The 16,538-nt window shown below is 43.4% G+C and carries 13 protein-coding genes; 5 read left to right on the forward strand and 8 right to left on the reverse strand.

The genetic code is table 11. The features are described from left to right. Window positions 1-47: 47 nt before the first annotated feature. The 3 genes from rpsA to sohB all read right to left on the reverse strand — a co-directional run bounded on the left by rpsA (window position 48) and on the right by sohB (window position 3,758). Complete coding sequence (rpsA, locus tag L2W36_RS15445; RefSeq protein ID WP_038230008.1) at window positions 48-1,718, reverse strand: 30S ribosomal protein S1; 1,671 nt, start codon at window positions 1,716-1,718, stop codon at window positions 48-50. A gap of 120 nt (window positions 1,719-1,838) precedes the next feature. Then, window positions 1,839-2,519, reverse strand: a complete 681-nt coding sequence (gene cmk, locus L2W36_RS15450) for a (d)CMP kinase (RefSeq protein WP_031496510.1) — start codon at window positions 2,517-2,519, stop codon at window positions 1,839-1,841. Window positions 2,520-2,696: 177 nt separating this feature from the next. Further along, a complete protein-coding gene (gene sohB / locus L2W36_RS15455; RefSeq protein ID WP_038230006.1) occupies window positions 2,697-3,758 on the reverse strand; it encodes a protease SohB in 1,062 nt (353 codons plus the stop codon). Window positions 3,759-3,845: 87 nt separating this feature from the next. Between sohB and L2W36_RS15460 the strand changes: the two genes are divergently transcribed. Continuing rightward, on the forward strand, window positions 3,846-4,598 hold the full coding sequence (locus tag L2W36_RS15460) for a YciK family oxidoreductase (protein WP_006075070.1): 753 nt from the start codon (window positions 3,846-3,848) through the stop codon (window positions 4,596-4,598). A 62-nt stretch (window positions 4,599-4,660) separates the two neighbouring features. Here L2W36_RS15460 and L2W36_RS15465 read toward each other — a convergent pair whose 3' ends face one another. Then, window positions 4,661-5,806, reverse strand: coding sequence for a patatin-like phospholipase family protein (locus tag L2W36_RS15465; RefSeq protein WP_006075071.1), 1,146 nt, complete (start codon window positions 5,804-5,806; stop codon window positions 4,661-4,663). A 223-nt stretch (window positions 5,807-6,029) separates the two neighbouring features. On the opposite strand from L2W36_RS15465, the gene imuA reads away from it, so the two are divergent. Genes imuA through L2W36_RS15480 form a run of 3 tightly spaced genes read left to right on the forward strand, consistent with a single transcriptional unit; the run spans window position 6,030 to window position 11,253 of the window. Beyond that, window positions 6,030-6,725 carry a translesion DNA synthesis-associated protein ImuA gene (imuA, locus tag L2W36_RS15470; RefSeq protein WP_236110509.1) on the forward strand — a complete coding sequence of 232 codons (696 nt, stop codon included), beginning with the start codon at window positions 6,030-6,032 and terminating at the stop codon, window positions 6,723-6,725. A gap of 11 nt (window positions 6,726-6,736) precedes the next feature. Beyond that, a complete protein-coding gene (locus L2W36_RS15475) occupies window positions 6,737-8,161 on the forward strand; it encodes a Y-family DNA polymerase (protein ID WP_236110510.1) in 1,425 nt (474 codons plus the stop codon). Window positions 8,162-8,181: 20 nt separating this feature from the next. Next, on the forward strand, window positions 8,182-11,253 hold the full coding sequence (locus L2W36_RS15480) for an error-prone DNA polymerase (protein WP_006075074.1): 3,072 nt from the start codon (window positions 8,182-8,184) through the stop codon (window positions 11,251-11,253). A 287-nt stretch (window positions 11,254-11,540) separates the two neighbouring features. Here the strand turns inward: L2W36_RS15480 and L2W36_RS15485 are convergent, their stop codons facing one another. The 4 genes from L2W36_RS15485 to cydH form a co-directional block, all read right to left on the reverse strand. Next, complete coding sequence (locus tag L2W36_RS15485) at window positions 11,541-12,479, reverse strand: chemotaxis protein CheV (protein ID WP_006075075.1); 939 nt, start codon at window positions 12,477-12,479, stop codon at window positions 11,541-11,543. A 119-nt stretch (window positions 12,480-12,598) separates the two neighbouring features. After that, complete coding sequence (gene mlc / locus L2W36_RS15490) at window positions 12,599-13,816, reverse strand: sugar metabolism global transcriptional regulator Mlc (RefSeq protein ID WP_006075076.1); 1,218 nt, start codon at window positions 13,814-13,816, stop codon at window positions 12,599-12,601. A 234-nt stretch (window positions 13,817-14,050) separates the two neighbouring features. Beyond that, window positions 14,051-15,238, reverse strand: coding sequence for a patatin-like phospholipase family protein (locus L2W36_RS15495; RefSeq protein WP_062460370.1), 1,188 nt, complete (start codon window positions 15,236-15,238; stop codon window positions 14,051-14,053). Window positions 15,239-15,245: 7 nt separating this feature from the next. Further along, window positions 15,246-15,338: a cytochrome bd-I oxidase subunit CydH gene (gene cydH / locus L2W36_RS15500; RefSeq protein ID WP_236110511.1), complete on the reverse strand. Its 93-nt coding sequence runs from the start codon at window positions 15,336-15,338 to the stop codon at window positions 15,246-15,248. Window positions 15,339-15,499: 161 nt separating this feature from the next. On the opposite strand from cydH, the gene L2W36_RS15505 reads away from it, so the two are divergent. Further along, on the forward strand, window positions 15,500-16,087 hold the full coding sequence (locus tag L2W36_RS15505; protein ID WP_062460372.1) for an outer membrane protein: 588 nt from the start codon (window positions 15,500-15,502) through the stop codon (window positions 16,085-16,087). Window positions 16,088-16,538: the final 451 nt, after the last annotated feature.

Consider the following 16,538-nt stretch of genomic DNA (forward strand, 5'->3'; position numbering starts at 1 on the left):
AACAAAAAAAAGGAGCCTTACGGCTCCTTTTTCACTAATGGCGTAAATTATTCGCCTTTAGCAGCTTTGAATGCATCAGCCATAGCATTACCGAACGCGCCTTCTTCTTGCTTGTTCAGTGAAGCCATTGCTTCTTGCTCTTCAGCTTCATCTTTAGCTTTAACAGATAGGTTGATTACGCGGTTCTTACGGTCAACACCTGTGAACTTCGCTTCAACGCTGTCGCCAACGCTTAGGATTAGAGACGCATCTTCAACGCGGTCACGTGATACTTCAGAAGCACGGATGTAGCCTTCTACACCTTCTTCTAGTTCGATAGTAGCACCTTTAGCGTCAACTGCAGTAACAGTACCGTTTACTAGAGTACCTTTCTTAGTGTCTGCAACGTAAGCATTGAATGGGTCATTTTCCATTTGCTTAACGCCTAGAGAGATACGCTCACGCTCAGCGTCTACTGCTAGAACAACTGCAGAGATCTCGTCACCTTTCTTGTACTCACGAACTGCTTCTTCACCAGCAACATTCCAAGAAATGTCAGATAGGTGAACTAGACCGTCGATGCCGCCTTCTAGACCGATGAAGATACCAAAGTCAGTGATAGACTTGATCTTACCAGTAACTTTGTCGCCCTTAGCTTGCATTTCAGCGAATGACTGCCATGGGTTAGCTTTACACTGTTTCAGACCTAGAGAGATACGACGACGTTCTTCGTCGATATCAAGAACCATAACCTCAACTTCGTCGCCAACATTAACAACTTTAGATGGGTGAATGTTCTTGTTAGTCCAATCCATTTCTGAAACGTGTACTAGACCTTCAACGCCTTCTTCGATTTCAACGAAGCAGCCGTAGTCAGTTAGGTTAGTAACACGACCAGTTAGCTTGTGACCTTCTGGGTAACGCTTAGCGATTGCTACCCATGGATCTTCGCCTAGCTGCTTAAGACCTAGTGATACGCGAGTACGCTCACGGTCGAACTTAAGAACTTTAACTAGGATCTCGTCACCAACGTTAACGATCTCAGATGGGTGCTTAACACGCTTCCACGCCATATCAGTGATGTGTAGAAGACCGTCAACACCGCCAAGGTCAACGAATGCACCGTAGTCAGTAAGGTTCTTAACGATACCTTTAACTTCAGTACCTTCTTGTAGAGTCTCAAGAAGTTCGTCACGCTCAACGCTGTTTTCAGATTCGATAACAGCACGACGAGAAACAACAACGTTGTTACGCTTCTGGTCTAGCTTGATAACTTTGAACTCTAGCTCTTTGTTTTCTAGGTGAGCAGTGTCACGGATTGGACGCACGTCAACAAGAGAACCAGGAAGGAAAGCACGGATACCGTTTAGTTCAACAGTGAAACCGCCTTTAACTTTACCGTTGATGATACCAACAACAGTTTCAGCTTCTTCGTAAGCTTTCTCAAGAACGATCCAAGCTTCGTGACGCTTCGCTTTCTCACGAGAAAGTTGAGTTTCACCGAAACCGTCTTCAACAGCGTCTAGAGCTACGTCTACTTCAGCACCAACTTCAACTTCAAGTTCGCCAGCAGCGTTCTTGAACTGTTCAGCAGGGATAGCAGACTCAGACTTAAGGCCAGCGTCAACAAGAACGAAACCGTTCTCGATAGCTACTACAGTACCTTTAACGATACTACCTTGTTGGAATTCTGTTTCGTTTAGAAACTCTTCAAAGAGTTGAGCAAAAGATTCAGTCATTATTTAATCTTCAATAAGTAAACGTCCATGGGCATCCTACCGCATGGGGTTGATAATTTAGTCGGTCATCATCCTTGCGACCAACGGCTCAAAGCTCACCAAGTCTATGCCTAATAGAGGCTACTTCGTGAGTTTAGATTCGATATATTGTAGCGCTTTTTCCAACACTTGCTCGATGTTTAGCGAAGTAGAATCTAGCACTAGAGCGTCATCTGCAGGACGAAGAGGTGCAACCGCACGGTTACGATCTCGATAGTCTCGTTCTTCGATCTCGCTCAAAAGGTCGTCAAATCTAACATCTAAACCCTTTAGTTGCAACTGCTTAAAACGCCTTTGCGCTCTTTCTTCTGCACTTGCATCTAGAAAGATTTTTACTGGTGCTTCAGGGAAAACAACAGTTCCCATATCACGACCATCGGCCACCAAACCAGGCTCGACATTAAATGCTCTCTGACGACGTAGCAGAGCTTCTCTTACGCGAGGCAGCGCTGCGATTTTTGATGCCGCATTGCCAGTTTCTTCTTTACGAAGTTCACCTGACACATCTTCACCTTCAAGGATCACTTTAACCAGTTCTCCTTCAGCGACAAACTGCACATCTAGGTGCATCGCCAATGGGACTAGCGCGTCTTCAGACTCAAGATCCACGCCATGATGAATTGCAGCTAACGCTAAAACGCGGTAAATCGCCCCAGAATCCAGTAAGTGATAGCCTAATTTCTCAGCTAGCAACATACACAGTGTGCCTTTGCCAGCACCACTTGGTCCATCCACAGTAATCACTGGTGTGTTTGAGGACATGTTTTACTCCACGTTGTTTTTTCATAAGCTCGACTTTGAAGGTCCAACTCATTTTTGTTCTTAATTTTACGGCGCAGAATTATATACCCAATAGCCTCAAGATGCCATTTTCTTTACCTTCAAACATAAAAAAGCGCCAACAAATAACCTTGTTGGCGCTCTATTCATTAAATGTATTTATACTATTGGTTTTTGGCCGCGGCTAATCAGTTTTAGTAGCACGTTATCGGCAGCCTCGCCCGCTACACCTGCCAGTTTATCGGTGATCTTCTTCTTTTGAACATAGTGGATAGACAACACGGTTTTGTCCTTACACGCTTCGATAACAATATCATCCGATGCTTTAATTTCATCCACCAGCCCTAGCTCTTTGGCTTGAGTACCAAACCAGTGCTCACCCGTCGCAACTTTATCCAAGTCGAGAGCCGGACGATGTTCGCGAATAAAGTCTTTAAACAGACCGTGCGTTTCTTCTAGTTCTTGTTTGAACTTGTCACGAGCTTTATCCGTGTTTTCGCCAAACATTGTCAGCGTGCGCTTGTACTCACCCGCTGTAAGCTGTTCAAATTCGATATCATTTTTCTTCAATAACTTATTGAAGTTCGGCAATTGTGCAATCACGCCAATAGAACCAACAACAGCAAATGGCGCTGAGACAATCTTGTCAGCAATACACGCCATCATATAACCACCACTTGCTGCCACCTTGTCTACAGCGATAGTCAAAGGTAATTTCGCCGCTTTAATACGGTCAAGCTGTGAAGATGCCAAACCATACGCATGAACCATACCGCCACCGGATTCAAGGCGTACTAGTACTTCGTCGCCATCACGCGCTACAGCCAGAATCGCGCTCACTTCTTCACGTAGCGATGCCACTTCTTTCGCATCAATGCTGCCATTAAAGTCGAGAACAAATAGGTGTGGTTCGCGTTTGCTATCAAGCTCACCATCTTTTGACGCTTTTTTAATCTCTTTCTCGCGCTGCTTGGTTTTCTCTTTTTCCGCTTTCTTTTCTGCTTTATCACGAGCTTTGATGAACGCGTCATCGTGTAAGTGGTGTTCTAATTGCTCTACTGTTTGTTTACGTTGTTCAGTTAAGTTAGTGATTTCAAGTTCGCCTTTTGCGCCACCAGAGCGTCCACCAACTGACTTAGCAATAACCAACAACGCGACAATCGCTACGACAACAGTCACGATCTTGGCTAAAAATAATCCGTAGTCTAATAAAAATTCCAATGTGTTAATCCCCTGTACGACGAATTAGTGTATTGTAACCATCTTGTCACGATTACCAAGAATTATTCAAAACTAAGGAAGTGTTCAGTGGAATATTCAACCGCTCCTGAGGCGCTAAAAGGTAAAGTTATTCTAGTCACAGGCGCTGGTGCCGGCATTGGTCGCCAAGCTGCTTTGAGTTATGCCGAACATGGCGCAACAGTCATTTTATTGGGTCGTAATGTTAAGAATTTAGAGTACCTCTACGACGAAATTGAGAATGCAGGCTACCCACAACCCGCTATCATCCCGTTAGATCTAAAGGGTGCAACTAAGCAGAATTACATCGATATGGCGGAAACGATTGAAGGACAATTTGGAAAACTCGATGGCATTCTCCACAACGCCAGCGTCTTGGGCACATTAAGCCCTTTCGATCAAATTGACGAAGAGACCTTCGACGACGTGATGAAAATTAACGTCAAGTCTGAGTTTCTGATGACGCAAGCCTTGCTGCCTGCACTGAAAAAAGCAGAGGCAGGACGAGTAATCTTCACTTCCTCTACCGTTGGCCATTCAGGTCGTGCTTTCTGGGGCACTTATGCGATTTCTAAGTTTGCAACAGAAGGCATGATGCAAATTTTAGCGGATGAACTTAGTGATACTGAAATTCGAGTCAATGCAATCAATCCTGGTGCTACACGTACTCGTATGCGTGAAAAAGCGTATCCAGGAGAAGACGCCAATACGCTCAAAACACCGAAAGATATTATGCCATTGTATCTACACCTGATGGACCCTAGTGTCACCGACGTTAATGGTCAGTGCATTGACGCTCAGCCAAAGCGAGTGGTTAGCTAATATTTTTCCATGAATCCGTCATTCTCAGTAGATCTAAGAATGACGGGTATTCACCATTTGCATCAACGACTCACATTATGATGCTCTGACAGAAACTCCCCTGCCATTGCAAAACCGTGCTCATAATCTTCCATTATTTGGTCTTTCTGGCTCAGCAACCCTTTTGACGATAATTCATGTTTCGGTTGAATGTGCCATAGGTTTACATCCTCCGGTGGTGATAACAGAAACTGCTCCACTTCCGCATGATTAGCATAGTGAGACACCAACATATCCAAATGACTTGTACCGCTGCGACTGAAAGGTACACGCTTGTTTTGAATGTCGATCAGTCGGCTAAGCTTTTCTTTGTCTTGGATCCAATTAGATAACTTAAGTTTATCGGCCGCTTTGAGTTTGTTCTGCTCTCGGTATGATTCCAAGCGTGGTCCTGTTAAGCGTTGATAATCCGCTTTAATGCTCTCTAACTTCTCAGAAAAGTTCTTATGGAATTCTGACAACTTTTCCTTAGTGCCAGAGATTTTTAAGTGGTTAATGTGAGTATCCAACCCTGCTTCAAGTTCTTTCTTCCACTTATCTAGTGAATCTTTTACTGACGCAGTCACCGCATGTTGCTGTTTCGGCTGCGGAATGGTACTGATGACCACCATGTTGTTTATCCCTCGACGGTAAGACTCTTCTACTGGGATAGTCGCTGAGACACCACCATCGACCCATTTTTTACCATCAAATTCAATGTCATGATAATAGAGCATTGGAATGGCACAGGTTGCTCTTAGTACATCAAACCAATTCTCCGCAAAAATCGGATAGTAGTAATCTTTAAGCTCTTCAACATCGGTAATACAAGCGAGTGCGATTCTATCCTCACCAAGGTACTGCTCACCCTTAGCAAGATCCAAAGGAAATTCACCACTGTTTACAAACTCAAACGCCCAGTCCAAATCCATTGGCTGCTGTTTTTGTAGGAACTTATTGAAGTCGAAAAATCGGTCTCGGGTGGTGTAATTCATAATGAAATCTAGCCCTAGACCACGTTGCTTAGTAACAAAAGAAGAGACATTCAATGCCCCTGCCGATGTGCCAATATAGAGTGAGAATGGGTCAAAATTCACATCGATAAATTTATCAAGTACACCCGCAGCAAACGCCCCTTTTTGGCCGCCTCCTTGTACAATCAACGAGTATTTTTCATTTTGTTTGAACACGACCACTTCTCCTATCCGAACCGACGATGGTGCAATCTTCCTTTGAGATTAAAATATTTGCTCTAGTCTGAACACTGCTTTTTTCGTGTTTTTTGTTACCACTAAATTCGGCTAACGCTTTGTTTATGTTAACTGTCTCCTAATATTCGTGTACCTCCCGATAATACAAGGCTTGCAGCCGTTAAGAATTATTATATACTGTACGTATATACAGGTATTTATTATGCATGAATTGATTAGCGAATTACAAAGTAAACAATTGATTTGGAAAGGGGCAAGAGCCGAGTCTTTCATTGAGTGTCATTCAACAGGGTTTGCTGAACTAGATAGTCGTTTAGGTGGAGGCTTCCCAACTTCTGGTGTTATTGATATTCAATCACCCCTTGGTATCGGTGAACTGAGACTATTGATGCCCTACGCACAAGCACAAACAACAGAACGACTTCTGGTGTTCATCAACCCGCCTGGTTATCTATGTGCGGAATACCTATACGCTCAAGGAATTGATCCTGCCAAGATCTTGCTGATTTATCCTGAATCTGGGAAACACGCACTCTGGGCAGCAGAGCAATGCTTAAAGAGTGGCGCATGTTGTGGTGTCTGTTTATGGCAAGATGGGCTCGAAATCCATCAAGCAAAGCGCTTACAAGTAGCTAGTGAAGTCGGACACTGCTTACAGTTCTTATTTAAGCCAGCCTTATCCGGAAGCACATCACAAGTATTCTCACTACCCGTCTCCTTGAGTTTGAATTTGACTCCTCATGAGACAGGGCTTTCCATCTCTATCACTAAACGTAAAGGCGGCTTTGTTCGAGACAGTTTTGTTATTGATATGAGCACTTATTGGCCTGAGTTAACACTTTCTACAAAACCTCATACTTCTACCGTGATTCCTTTCCCAATGCAGCAACAAGGATAAGTGGAACAACGATGTTACTGTGGTTATATTTGCATTTCCCGACTCTGCAACTCGACACTCTATTTCATAATAAAGACAGCAACCATGATGCTGATGTCGCTGTTGCTATCGTCGATGGTCGCCGCCATGAAGTCATTCAAGCCAACCAGTATGCCCTTGAACAAGGTGTTAAATTAGGAATGGGGCTTGGCAGTGCAGCCGCACTTTGCCAGGATCTTCAAGTACACCCATACGACCCAGAAATGGAAGCCAATCGGTTGAGTGATATCGCTCAATGGTTGTATATGATCACCTCTGATATTTGCCTATTTCCGCCTAATGGATTGTTAATCAAAGTAACTAATATGCTTTCACTCTATGATGGCATCGACAATTATTGGTCGACTCTATACGCACACCTTAGCCATCTTGAGGTTCAAACGTTTTACTCTACAGGCCAGTCACCTTTCAGTGCGATGTTAATGGCAAAACAAGGTAAAAACTGGATTGAGCCACAGCTCACTCATCTGAAACAAGCCATCCTGAGCTACCCCTTAACATGTACTGAGCTACCGAATAAACAAGTAGAGAAATTACAACGAGTCGGCATTCAGACCATCGACGATTTACTAATACTACCTTTACCCGAAGTAGCAAAACGTTTTGATATCGACCTCGTCAACTATGTAGGAAGACTGACTGGCCAATTTAAGCATCCTGTGGAGTTTTACCACCCTGAAGAGCACTTTAGCCAATATCTGGAGTTGCTGTTTGATATTGAAAATATCGACTGGCTGCAAAAACCATTGACGCGGTTATTCAAGCAATTAGAGGTATTTTTGAAGCTTCGTGACAAGGTCGCGTTTGAATTACAGCTCACGTTACATCAACGAGATCATGGCGATAAGCCTGTGACTTTTCATTCCGCTCAAGGCGATTACCTGGCCACGAAATGGCAAGCACTTTCTAGGTTAACTTTGGAGAGTATCCAGCTTGATGGTCCCGTAAATGGCTTAACGCTTTCTATCGTTCGAGCTGAAGAAACTCAGGTGAATGAACACGATCTCTTTGATGGTGTGAAAGGAAGTCAAACTAGCCTTGAGCTCATATCGACCTTACAAGCCAAGCTTGGCTTACAAGCGGTCACATCCCTCAAGCTCACTGACGATCCAAGACCTGAATTTGCCACCCAACCTATGACGCCAACAGCCAATGATAAAGCCGAGGTAAATACCTACTTACTCAAAAAGCTCCGCCCTAGCTTGCTCTACCCTAAGCCAGTTCTATTAGAGCAGCGTGTTTCTGTCATTTTAGGGCCAGAGAGAATCATCAGCGGTTGGTGGGATGGTAATGACATTAAGCGTGATTACTACGTTGCTCGTAACGAACAAGGACAATGGTTGTGGTTGTTTCGAACCGAAGATAAGCAGTGGTTTATTCATGGGTTATTCAGTTAGTCCGGAAAAGTAAAACAGATATGAAATACGCCGAATTATTTTGCCAAAGCAACTTTTCGTTTTTAACCGGTGCTTCTCACGCCGAAGAACTAGTATTGCAAGCAGAGTTCTTACAGTATTCCGCTATTGCTATTACGGATGAATGCTCCATCGCAGGTGCAGTGCGGGCTCATACCGCCATTAAGCAGCATGGTCTATCGCTAAAACAAATCGTCGGTAGCATGTTTTGGCTCAATGATGAGTGTCAGTTCATTTTACTTAGTCCAACACGGGAAGCCTACGCTGAACTCTGCCGTATTATCACGAATGCTAGACGGCGCTGCGAGAAAGGTGATTACCAACTATCAGAGTGGGACATCATGTCATTGCGTCATTGTCTTATTCTATGGCTACCGACAGGCAGAGAGTCTGATGTGAGATGGGGTCGCTGGTTGGTACAGTATCACCACCAACGTCTTTGGATTGGCTTACAACGTCACCTAACCTCCAATGAACACCGCTATATACAACATTGCGAGACACTGTCTGTTGATTTGCAGCTCCCCATTACCGCTTGTGGTGGCGTTCTGATGCACACCGCAACTCGGCTTCCGCTGCAACACACATTAACCGCGATAAAACTCAATACCTCTATCGAAAAAGTATGCAGTCACTTACTGGTTAATACCGAGCGAAGCTTAAGACCCAAAACTAAATTGGAGAAACTGTACCGCTCTGAGTGGTTAAACGAGAGTGTATATATTGCAAGCTTATGTGAGTTTAAGCTCAGCAAACTTCGTTACGAATATCCTAGTGAGCTTATCCCTAACGGAAAAACACCAATGGGGTATCTCAGAGAGTTAGTCGAGCGTGGTAAAGCACAGCGATTCCCCGAAGGACTTCCTTCACATGTGGAACAAACCATTAATAAAGAATTAGCCTTGATTGAGGAACTGGATTATCCGTTTTTCTTTCTCACTATTCATGACATCGTCATGTTTGCCAAACAACAAGGCATCCTTTACCAAGGACGAGGTTCAGCGGCGAACTCTATCGTCTGTTACTGCTTAGAAATAACCGCCGTTGATCCAAGACAAATCTCTGTCCTGTTTGAGCGTTTCATTAGTAAAGAACGTAATGAGCCACCCGATATCGACGTTGATTTTGAACATGAGCGTCGCGAGGAAGTAATACAGTACATCTATCAAAAGTATGGACGAGAGCGTGCTGCCCTTGCAGCGACCGTGATCTCTTATCGTTTTAAAAGTGCTGTGCGTGATGTAGGTAAAGCCTTAGGGGTTAGCGACACTCAACTCGATTATTTCATCAAGAACATCAACCGCCGTGATCGCTCACAAGGTTGGCAAGCTCAACTTGTCGAGCTAGGGCTGAAGCCTGATTCTCTGAAAGGCCAGCAGTTTATTGAGCTCGTCAATGAGATCACAGGTTTTCCACGGCACCTCTCGCAACATGTGGGTGGATTTGTCATTTCATCAGGGCCACTTTATGAATTGGTTCCAGTAGAAAATGCTGCTATGGCTGAACGTACTGTCATTCAATGGGATAAGGATGATCTTGAGAGTCTTGGTCTACTCAAAGTCGATGTCCTTGCCTTGGGAATGCTAACCGCAATCCGCAAATGTTTTCAGTTGATCAATAAACACTACGGTCGAACACTGACCATTGCAGACATCACCCGTCGACAAGATGATCCTAATGTGTATGCCATGATTCAACGCGCCGACACTATTGGCGTATTCCAAATCGAATCACGAGCACAAATGAGCATGTTGCCACGTTTAAAGCCCGCTACGTATTACGATTTGGTCATTCAGATTGCCATTGTGAGGCCCGGGCCGATACAAGGGGATATGGTTCATCCCTTTTTGAAACGTAGAAACGGAGAAGAAGCCATTTCTTACCCTTCCAAAGAAGTCGAATCTGTCCTTTCTCGCACTCTAGGGGTGCCTATTTTTCAAGAACAGGTCATCAAGCTTGCGATGGTTGCAGCAGGGTTCACTGGCGGTGAAGCGGATCAACTACGCAGAGCCATGGCAGCTTGGAAGAAAAATGGCGATTTATTTAAGTTTCGCTCTAAATTGATTCAAGGTATGCAGGCCAAAGGCTATGAGACCGAATTTGCCGAGCGACTATTTGAGCAAATATGTGGATTCGGTGAGTATGGCTTTCCGGAAAGTCACTCGGCCTCTTTTGCCGTGCTTGCTTATTGTAGCGCTTGGCTTAAACACTATTACCCAGATGCTTTTTATACCGCGTTACTCAATAGTCTGCCTATGGGCTTTTACAGCTCATCACAACTGCTCCAAGACGCTAAACGGCATCATGTTTCTATTGCCCCGGTGTGCGTCAATTACTCGCAATACCATCACTATTTAAGATCGACACCACAAGGCTTAGTACTACAACTTGGCTTTAGACAAGTTAACGGGCTCAGTGAATCGAGTATGCAACGCCTGCTACAACATAGGCCTCGCGAGGGCTTCACGACAGCGACGCAAATTAAACAGCTTGGACTGAATCGTCGTGAGTTAGAAATACTCGCCTCAGCTAATGCCCTGAAAGCCATATCAGGGCATCGTTACGCTACACGATGGGCGATGATGGATAATTTACAGGATTTACCCTTGTTTAAAGCGGAGAAGAGTGATGATTCGTCACTCCCCCACCAGCCATCGCCAATTGAAGATATGTTAGAGGATTTCTCTGCAATGAACGTGTCCCTCAATCAACATCCCATCACCCTCTTGGACCAAGCTGGCAAGTTAGGACGCTTTACTCGTATGCGGGACCTTACTTTGAAGCCACACAAGTCTTTGGTCACCGTAGTGGGTACTGTCACTGGAAAACAGTCACCAGGCACCGCAGCAGGCGTGACCTTTTTTACACTCGAAGATGATACCGGCAATATTAATGTTGTTGTTTGGCAAGCCACCGCAAGAGCTCAGAAAAAACAGTACCTCACCGCTAAAATCCTTAAGGTGAAAGGGATTTTAGAACGTGAGGGGCAAGTCATCCACGTAATAGCTGGACGCTTGATCGATATGACCGAGCAACTTTCTGATCTTAAGATACAGTCAAGAGAGTTCCACTGATTGCAAATCATAAAACGAAAAAACGGGAGCTATTGCTCCCGTTTTAAATCATATTGAATCATAGATCCGCTTCGACTGCCGCTTCCGTACGTCTTTTCTTCCATTCCTTGAAAATGAGTAAACTTAACGTCATTAAGACCTTAGAAGTTAACCAAATCATTCTGATGGAACAACCTTTAGCTGGTAGTTAAAATTTATTTATGACTCTTATGGCTTTTGACCATAATACAACCAAATTATAGCTTATTTTTAACGTACAGCGTAATTTATTTTGCGATGCGAAACAATTACAATGTCTCTCGCATACGGTCTTGCACAACTTCAACCAGTAAATCAGGTTGAAACTTAGAAATAAAACGGTCACAACCGACTTTCTCTACCATCGCATCATTAAAGCTACCACTGAGCGAGGTATTCAAAGTAATAAACAAATCTCGCATTCTAGGATCACTTCTAACTTCATGCGTTAGTTTGTAGCCGTCCATTTCCGGCATTTCTGCATCTGTAATCATCATCAACAGTTCATTACATACATCAATCCCCTCATCACACCATTGCTTGAGAAGGTTGAAAGCCATCGCGCCATCGAAGCACTCAATGATCTCGACGCCAAGCTGATCCAATGTGCCTTTCACTTGATTACGAGCCGTGGAAGAGTCATCAACGATAAGAATTTTTTTACCTGACAAGTGAGGTAATAAGCTGCGGTCAAGGGTATGCTCAGAAATCGACACATCGTAGTCGATGATCTCTGCTAGTACTTTTTCAACATCAATGATTTCAACTAGATTGACTTGCTGATTCTCTTCAACCTTAGTGATCGCAGTTAAGTAGTTTGCACGACCGACTGTACGAGGCGGAGGTTGAATCTCTGTCCAAGCAGTATTAACAATATTCTTCACTTCACCAACTAAAAAGCCCTGAACAGATCGATTGTACTCAGTGATAATCAGGTTTTGGTCACCATCGTCTTTAGCTGGTGGAAAACCGATAGCGCGACGTAAATCAATCACCGGAACGGACTCACCACGCAGAGAAGCCACACCGCGAATACTAGAATGAGAGCCTGGAAGTTGAGTTAATGCAGGAAGCTTTAGCACTTCCTTTACTTTGAATACGTTGATAGCGAAAGTTTGACGGCTGTTAAGCGTAAACATTAACAGCTCTAATCTATTTTCTCCCACTAACTGGGTACGCTGATCTACTGAACTTAAAACGCTCGACATGAGGCTTCCTTGGCAAAACACGAACTAAAACTCTTATCTCATGTAATCGGCAGGAAGCACAAGAAGTTTACTGACTTTGTATAGAAAAGTATGACCGTCTACAAAAATGGTGAAAAGCCTTATCCTTCAATCACTTTCATCAGCAGCAAGCCATCATATAGTGCTTGTTTCACCAAAGCGGCTCCCGGCATTGTTGCTTGTTTATAAAAACGAGACTCCACAAGTTGTAGATCTTGAGTATAAACAGGGAGGCTTTGCTCTGCGATACAACGCTCAATGGCGGGATATAAAATCGATTTCGCTTGATTGATAACGCCACCAATCAATACCTTTTCAGGATTGAAAAGGTTGATGACAATAGCAATTGCAGAACCTAAATGTTCACCTAGTTTCTCTATCACCCCGATCGCTAGAGCGTCACCATTCGCCGCCGCTTCACAAATAGCTTCGACTGTAATGTCTTCGCATTCAGAAAGAACCGACGCTTCGCCTTTCGCTAATCTCTTAGAGACTTCATCCCTGATAGCTTGTGAACTAGCAACAGTTTCAAGGCAGCCTCTGTTGCCACAGTGACAAGGTGCGCCGTTGCGATCGATCTGGATATGCCCTAACTCACCGATATTACCGTGACGACCTTGTAATACACGACCATCTAATATGATTCCGGCACCTAGCCCGTGGTGAATTGAGATTAACACTGAGTTATCGCAATCTTGAGAGTGCCCAAAGAGGTTTTCCGCCAATGCCCACGCCCGAGTATCATTCGCTACGAAAACAGGCAATCCTGTTGCTTTAAAAATTTCCTCACCAATGTTTAAGTTCTTTACATTGTAATGGGGCATTTGCAACACAATGCCTTGATCGGAATTCACCAAACCGGGCAACGTCAACGCAATACTGGTAACACGATCGAGTTGCTCATTGTAACTTTCAAAGAAGTCATCAATTTCATAAAGCAGTCTCGCAAGTACATCTTCCTGATCCACTTCATGAATTTCTATTTTGGTATCGATAAGAACGTCGCCGCCAAGCTCGTGCAACGCAATAGATAGGTAGCCTCGCCCCAACCGCATGGAAAGGAACTGCCAACCTTGATTGTTGGTTTGCAATCCAACAGCTGGACGACCTCGACTGGTCGCCTCCTGAACGGTGGTTTCGTGTATTAGGTGTGCATCAATAAGTTCACGAGTGATTTTAGTAATACTAGCCGGAGCCAAACTACTGAGTTTTGATAAATCGATTCGCGAAATAGGCCCAAATTGGTCTATCAGTTTATACACACGACCAGCATTGATCTGCTTGATATGATCAATGTGCCCGGGTTGAGCCATGTACATTTTGCACTCCAAAAAACAACAACCTATTAATTTTTTTACTTTGCGAAGTAATTGTGAAGCAGTTTAATGGATTGCCGTGACAAATATCACGCATATAGATGAATCTTTGGGGCTCAAATCACCATACGACATTGATTGGCAAAGGCATCAATAAAATCTGACGTATAAAAAACAATCAATAGATGATTAAAGAGCTGTTAACAATATCAGCGCTTTTTTCACGACGAACAATAACTAACCTGTTTGAGATGGCAGCCAAAGGTCAGACGTTTCTGAAGCGTTTACTTGAGTGATACTTGCAAGATTATAACGCTCGACAAAACGGAATCCAGCATCAAGCCCAAGTTGATAGTCATGTAGAATATCCTCAGGATCACTCATTAAAGAAGCGGTTTTTAAAGCAACTTCTGGAGCAATTTGTAGTACGAAGCAGTCATCAGGAGGGGTTTTCAAGAACTCTTGAGTTAACGCATATGTTTGGTAATGCACCATGAGCATATCGGCTAACCCAGAATCAAACTTTTCTCCGAATAAATGACTGAGACGGTAAATATCTGCAGCGCCGAACAGCCATCGACCACCGTTAATTAGGTTGAGATGTTGTGCATGCTTACTTTCCTGAGCTTTTAATATTTGGTTATCAAAGAAGCCATTCCAATCATTAGACCAACTTTGTATTTTTTCTTGCCACTGTAGCTGTAAGCCGTTAAGTGACTCCCTGAACCAAGTTGGTGGTTCGGTGGCAACGGGTTGATCATCCACCACTGGAGTATCTTCACCTCCACACTCTTCTGTTCGAATTACGACGATCGTGCGGTTCTCTTGTCGCCACGCTTCTTGAACGGGTATTGACGCAGACACCCCTCCATCGATGAATGCTTGTTGATTCAATGTTACCGAACCCTCAAATAAATTGGGAATCGCACTTGTGGCCATCAGCACTTGATACCAATTATCTTGCAACATTGGGAAATAGTGATCTTTGAGAGTCGAAACATCGGTGACCGCTGCGAATGCTCTTCGCTGACCAATGACCCTTCGCCCCATGTCGATATCTAACTTATACGGATACTCACAAATTCTGTCGAGCGCCCATTCTAAGTTGAGATACTGTTTGCGACGAATAAAGCTAAACAGATTAAAAAACTGTGGATCAGTGGTGAGGTCGAGAATAAAAGACTTGCCGAGGCCGGCTTGTCTAGAAAGGTAAGCGCAAATGTTCAAAGCGCCAGCTGAAGTCCCATAAAACTCATCAAATGGGTCAAAATTAGACAACAAAAAGGCGTCTAGCACACCAGATGTGAAGATACCTCGCTGGCCTCCTCCCTGTGCAACTAACGCCGTTTTACCGCCAATATATTTTTGTAACTGAGCATCATCTATGACGGTTCGGGTATTGGTAATTAACCCAAGATTCGCCATATAAATCTTATGCAGTTAGGATCGCGATAAGTCCAAACGTAACAATGGTGCTGAACGCAACCGTCGTGATCGTCAGAGCTAGTTTAAGATCGTATTCCATAACACCTCCAGTTGTAACATTTTAATTACTATTGTGACATACAATTACAATATACAGGTAACCACTTCAAATTTATGACGTTAATGTCACACTATAATTAAAACTAGTACATCCCAGACGTGAATTGTAGCCAATCAGTTCTTATTTATAGGAATGCAAAAATGACATACAGGTTCTTACTGCTCCCCCTTGCCACAACACTCTTAAGCTTTTCCAGTTGTGCCAATGTCATTGTGACACCGTTTATTGGCTACTCGATGGGAGGTGCTGCCGAAAACGGCAATGGTGAGAGTTATGATATTTCTCCATCGGCAAATGCAGCATTAGCAATTGAGTTTCCGTTTCGCAATGGACGAATGGGCGTATTTTACTCTCAACAAGACTCTTCATTAGATACCTTGAACTTGGACTCTCGAATTCAATACCTCCAGTTTCAAAGTAGCGCCGAATATCGAGTTAACGATCAAACCTCTACATACATAGGAGCAGGACTTGGTGCCTCTCATACTTCTGGGGAGTGGACTAAGTCACACACCGGATTTGCGGCAAGTATATTTGGTGGAATGGAGTACCATCTAACCAAAAACCTCGCTTTAAACGGGCAGATTCGCTGGCAAGGCACCGTAGTGAGCAACGAAACTATATCTATTTGTAACTTGCCGACAGAAGATCAAAGCTGTCTTATCGGCTTTAAAACCAATTGGATGAATCAGTTTCAAACCAACTTTGGCATCAGTTTCAGATTTTAACTCATTTATTAACACCCTTGATACATTATGTGAACTATTATGCTACATCGCGATATATAGCTAGATAAAATCACAGGAAATTTTTAAGAATATTTCACTAAATTTTATTGAAGTAAAAAGAAGTAGAGAGAGTGACATCTCCAACACCTCAACATATAAAGCCAGCAAAAAAATATATATCAGCATTAATCACTAATAGACCAATCAACCCCGCACAGTGAAATCTATTGCGATCAAGCAATAACGACGTTACTCTAATTTTAATTTGTAGCTAAATGTTTCAATAAAAAACATTGAAAAGCACAAAAACCAGTCGCTTCATCTATTTCAATCAACGTTTGTAGAATAATATTCAAAATAACAACCGATTTATAAAATATATTATTTGAACATTTATCAATAAGCAGAAACTTACATTCCAGAATAATATTTGGATTTGAGTATAGATGAT

It is taken from the genome of Vibrio sp. McD22-P3 (assembly GCF_021568915.1).
Classification (GTDB): domain Bacteria; phylum Pseudomonadota; class Gammaproteobacteria; order Enterobacterales; family Vibrionaceae; genus Vibrio; species Vibrio mediterranei.

Coding starts and splice junctions, on each gene's coding strand:
- rpsA (WP_038230008.1), bottom strand. CDS start 1,718: ATGACTGAATCTTTTGCTCAACTCTTTGAAGAGTTTCTAAACGAAACA.
- cmk (WP_031496510.1), bottom strand. CDS start 2,519: ATGTCCTCAAACACACCAGTGATTACTGTGGATGGACCAAGTGGTGCT.
- imuA (WP_236110509.1), top strand. CDS start 6,030: ATGCATGAATTGATTAGCGAATTACAAAGTAAACAATTGATTTGGAAA.
- L2W36_RS15475 (WP_236110510.1), top strand. CDS start 6,737: ATGTTACTGTGGTTATATTTGCATTTCCCGACTCTGCAACTCGACACT.
- L2W36_RS15480 (WP_006075074.1), top strand. CDS start 8,182: ATGAAATACGCCGAATTATTTTGCCAAAGCAACTTTTCGTTTTTAACC.
- L2W36_RS15485 (WP_006075075.1), bottom strand. CDS start 12,479: ATGTCGAGCGTTTTAAGTTCAGTAGATCAGCGTACCCAGTTAGTGGGA.
- mlc (WP_006075076.1), bottom strand. CDS start 13,816: ATGTACATGGCTCAACCCGGGCACATTGATCATATCAAGCAGATCAAT.
- L2W36_RS15495 (WP_062460370.1), bottom strand. CDS start 15,238: ATGGCGAATCTTGGGTTAATTACCAATACCCGAACCGTCATAGATGAT.
- cydH (WP_236110511.1), bottom strand. CDS start 15,338: ATGGAATACGATCTTAAACTAGCTCTGACGATCACGACGGTTGCGTTC.
- L2W36_RS15505 (WP_062460372.1), top strand. CDS start 15,500: ATGACATACAGGTTCTTACTGCTCCCCCTTGCCACAACACTCTTAAGC.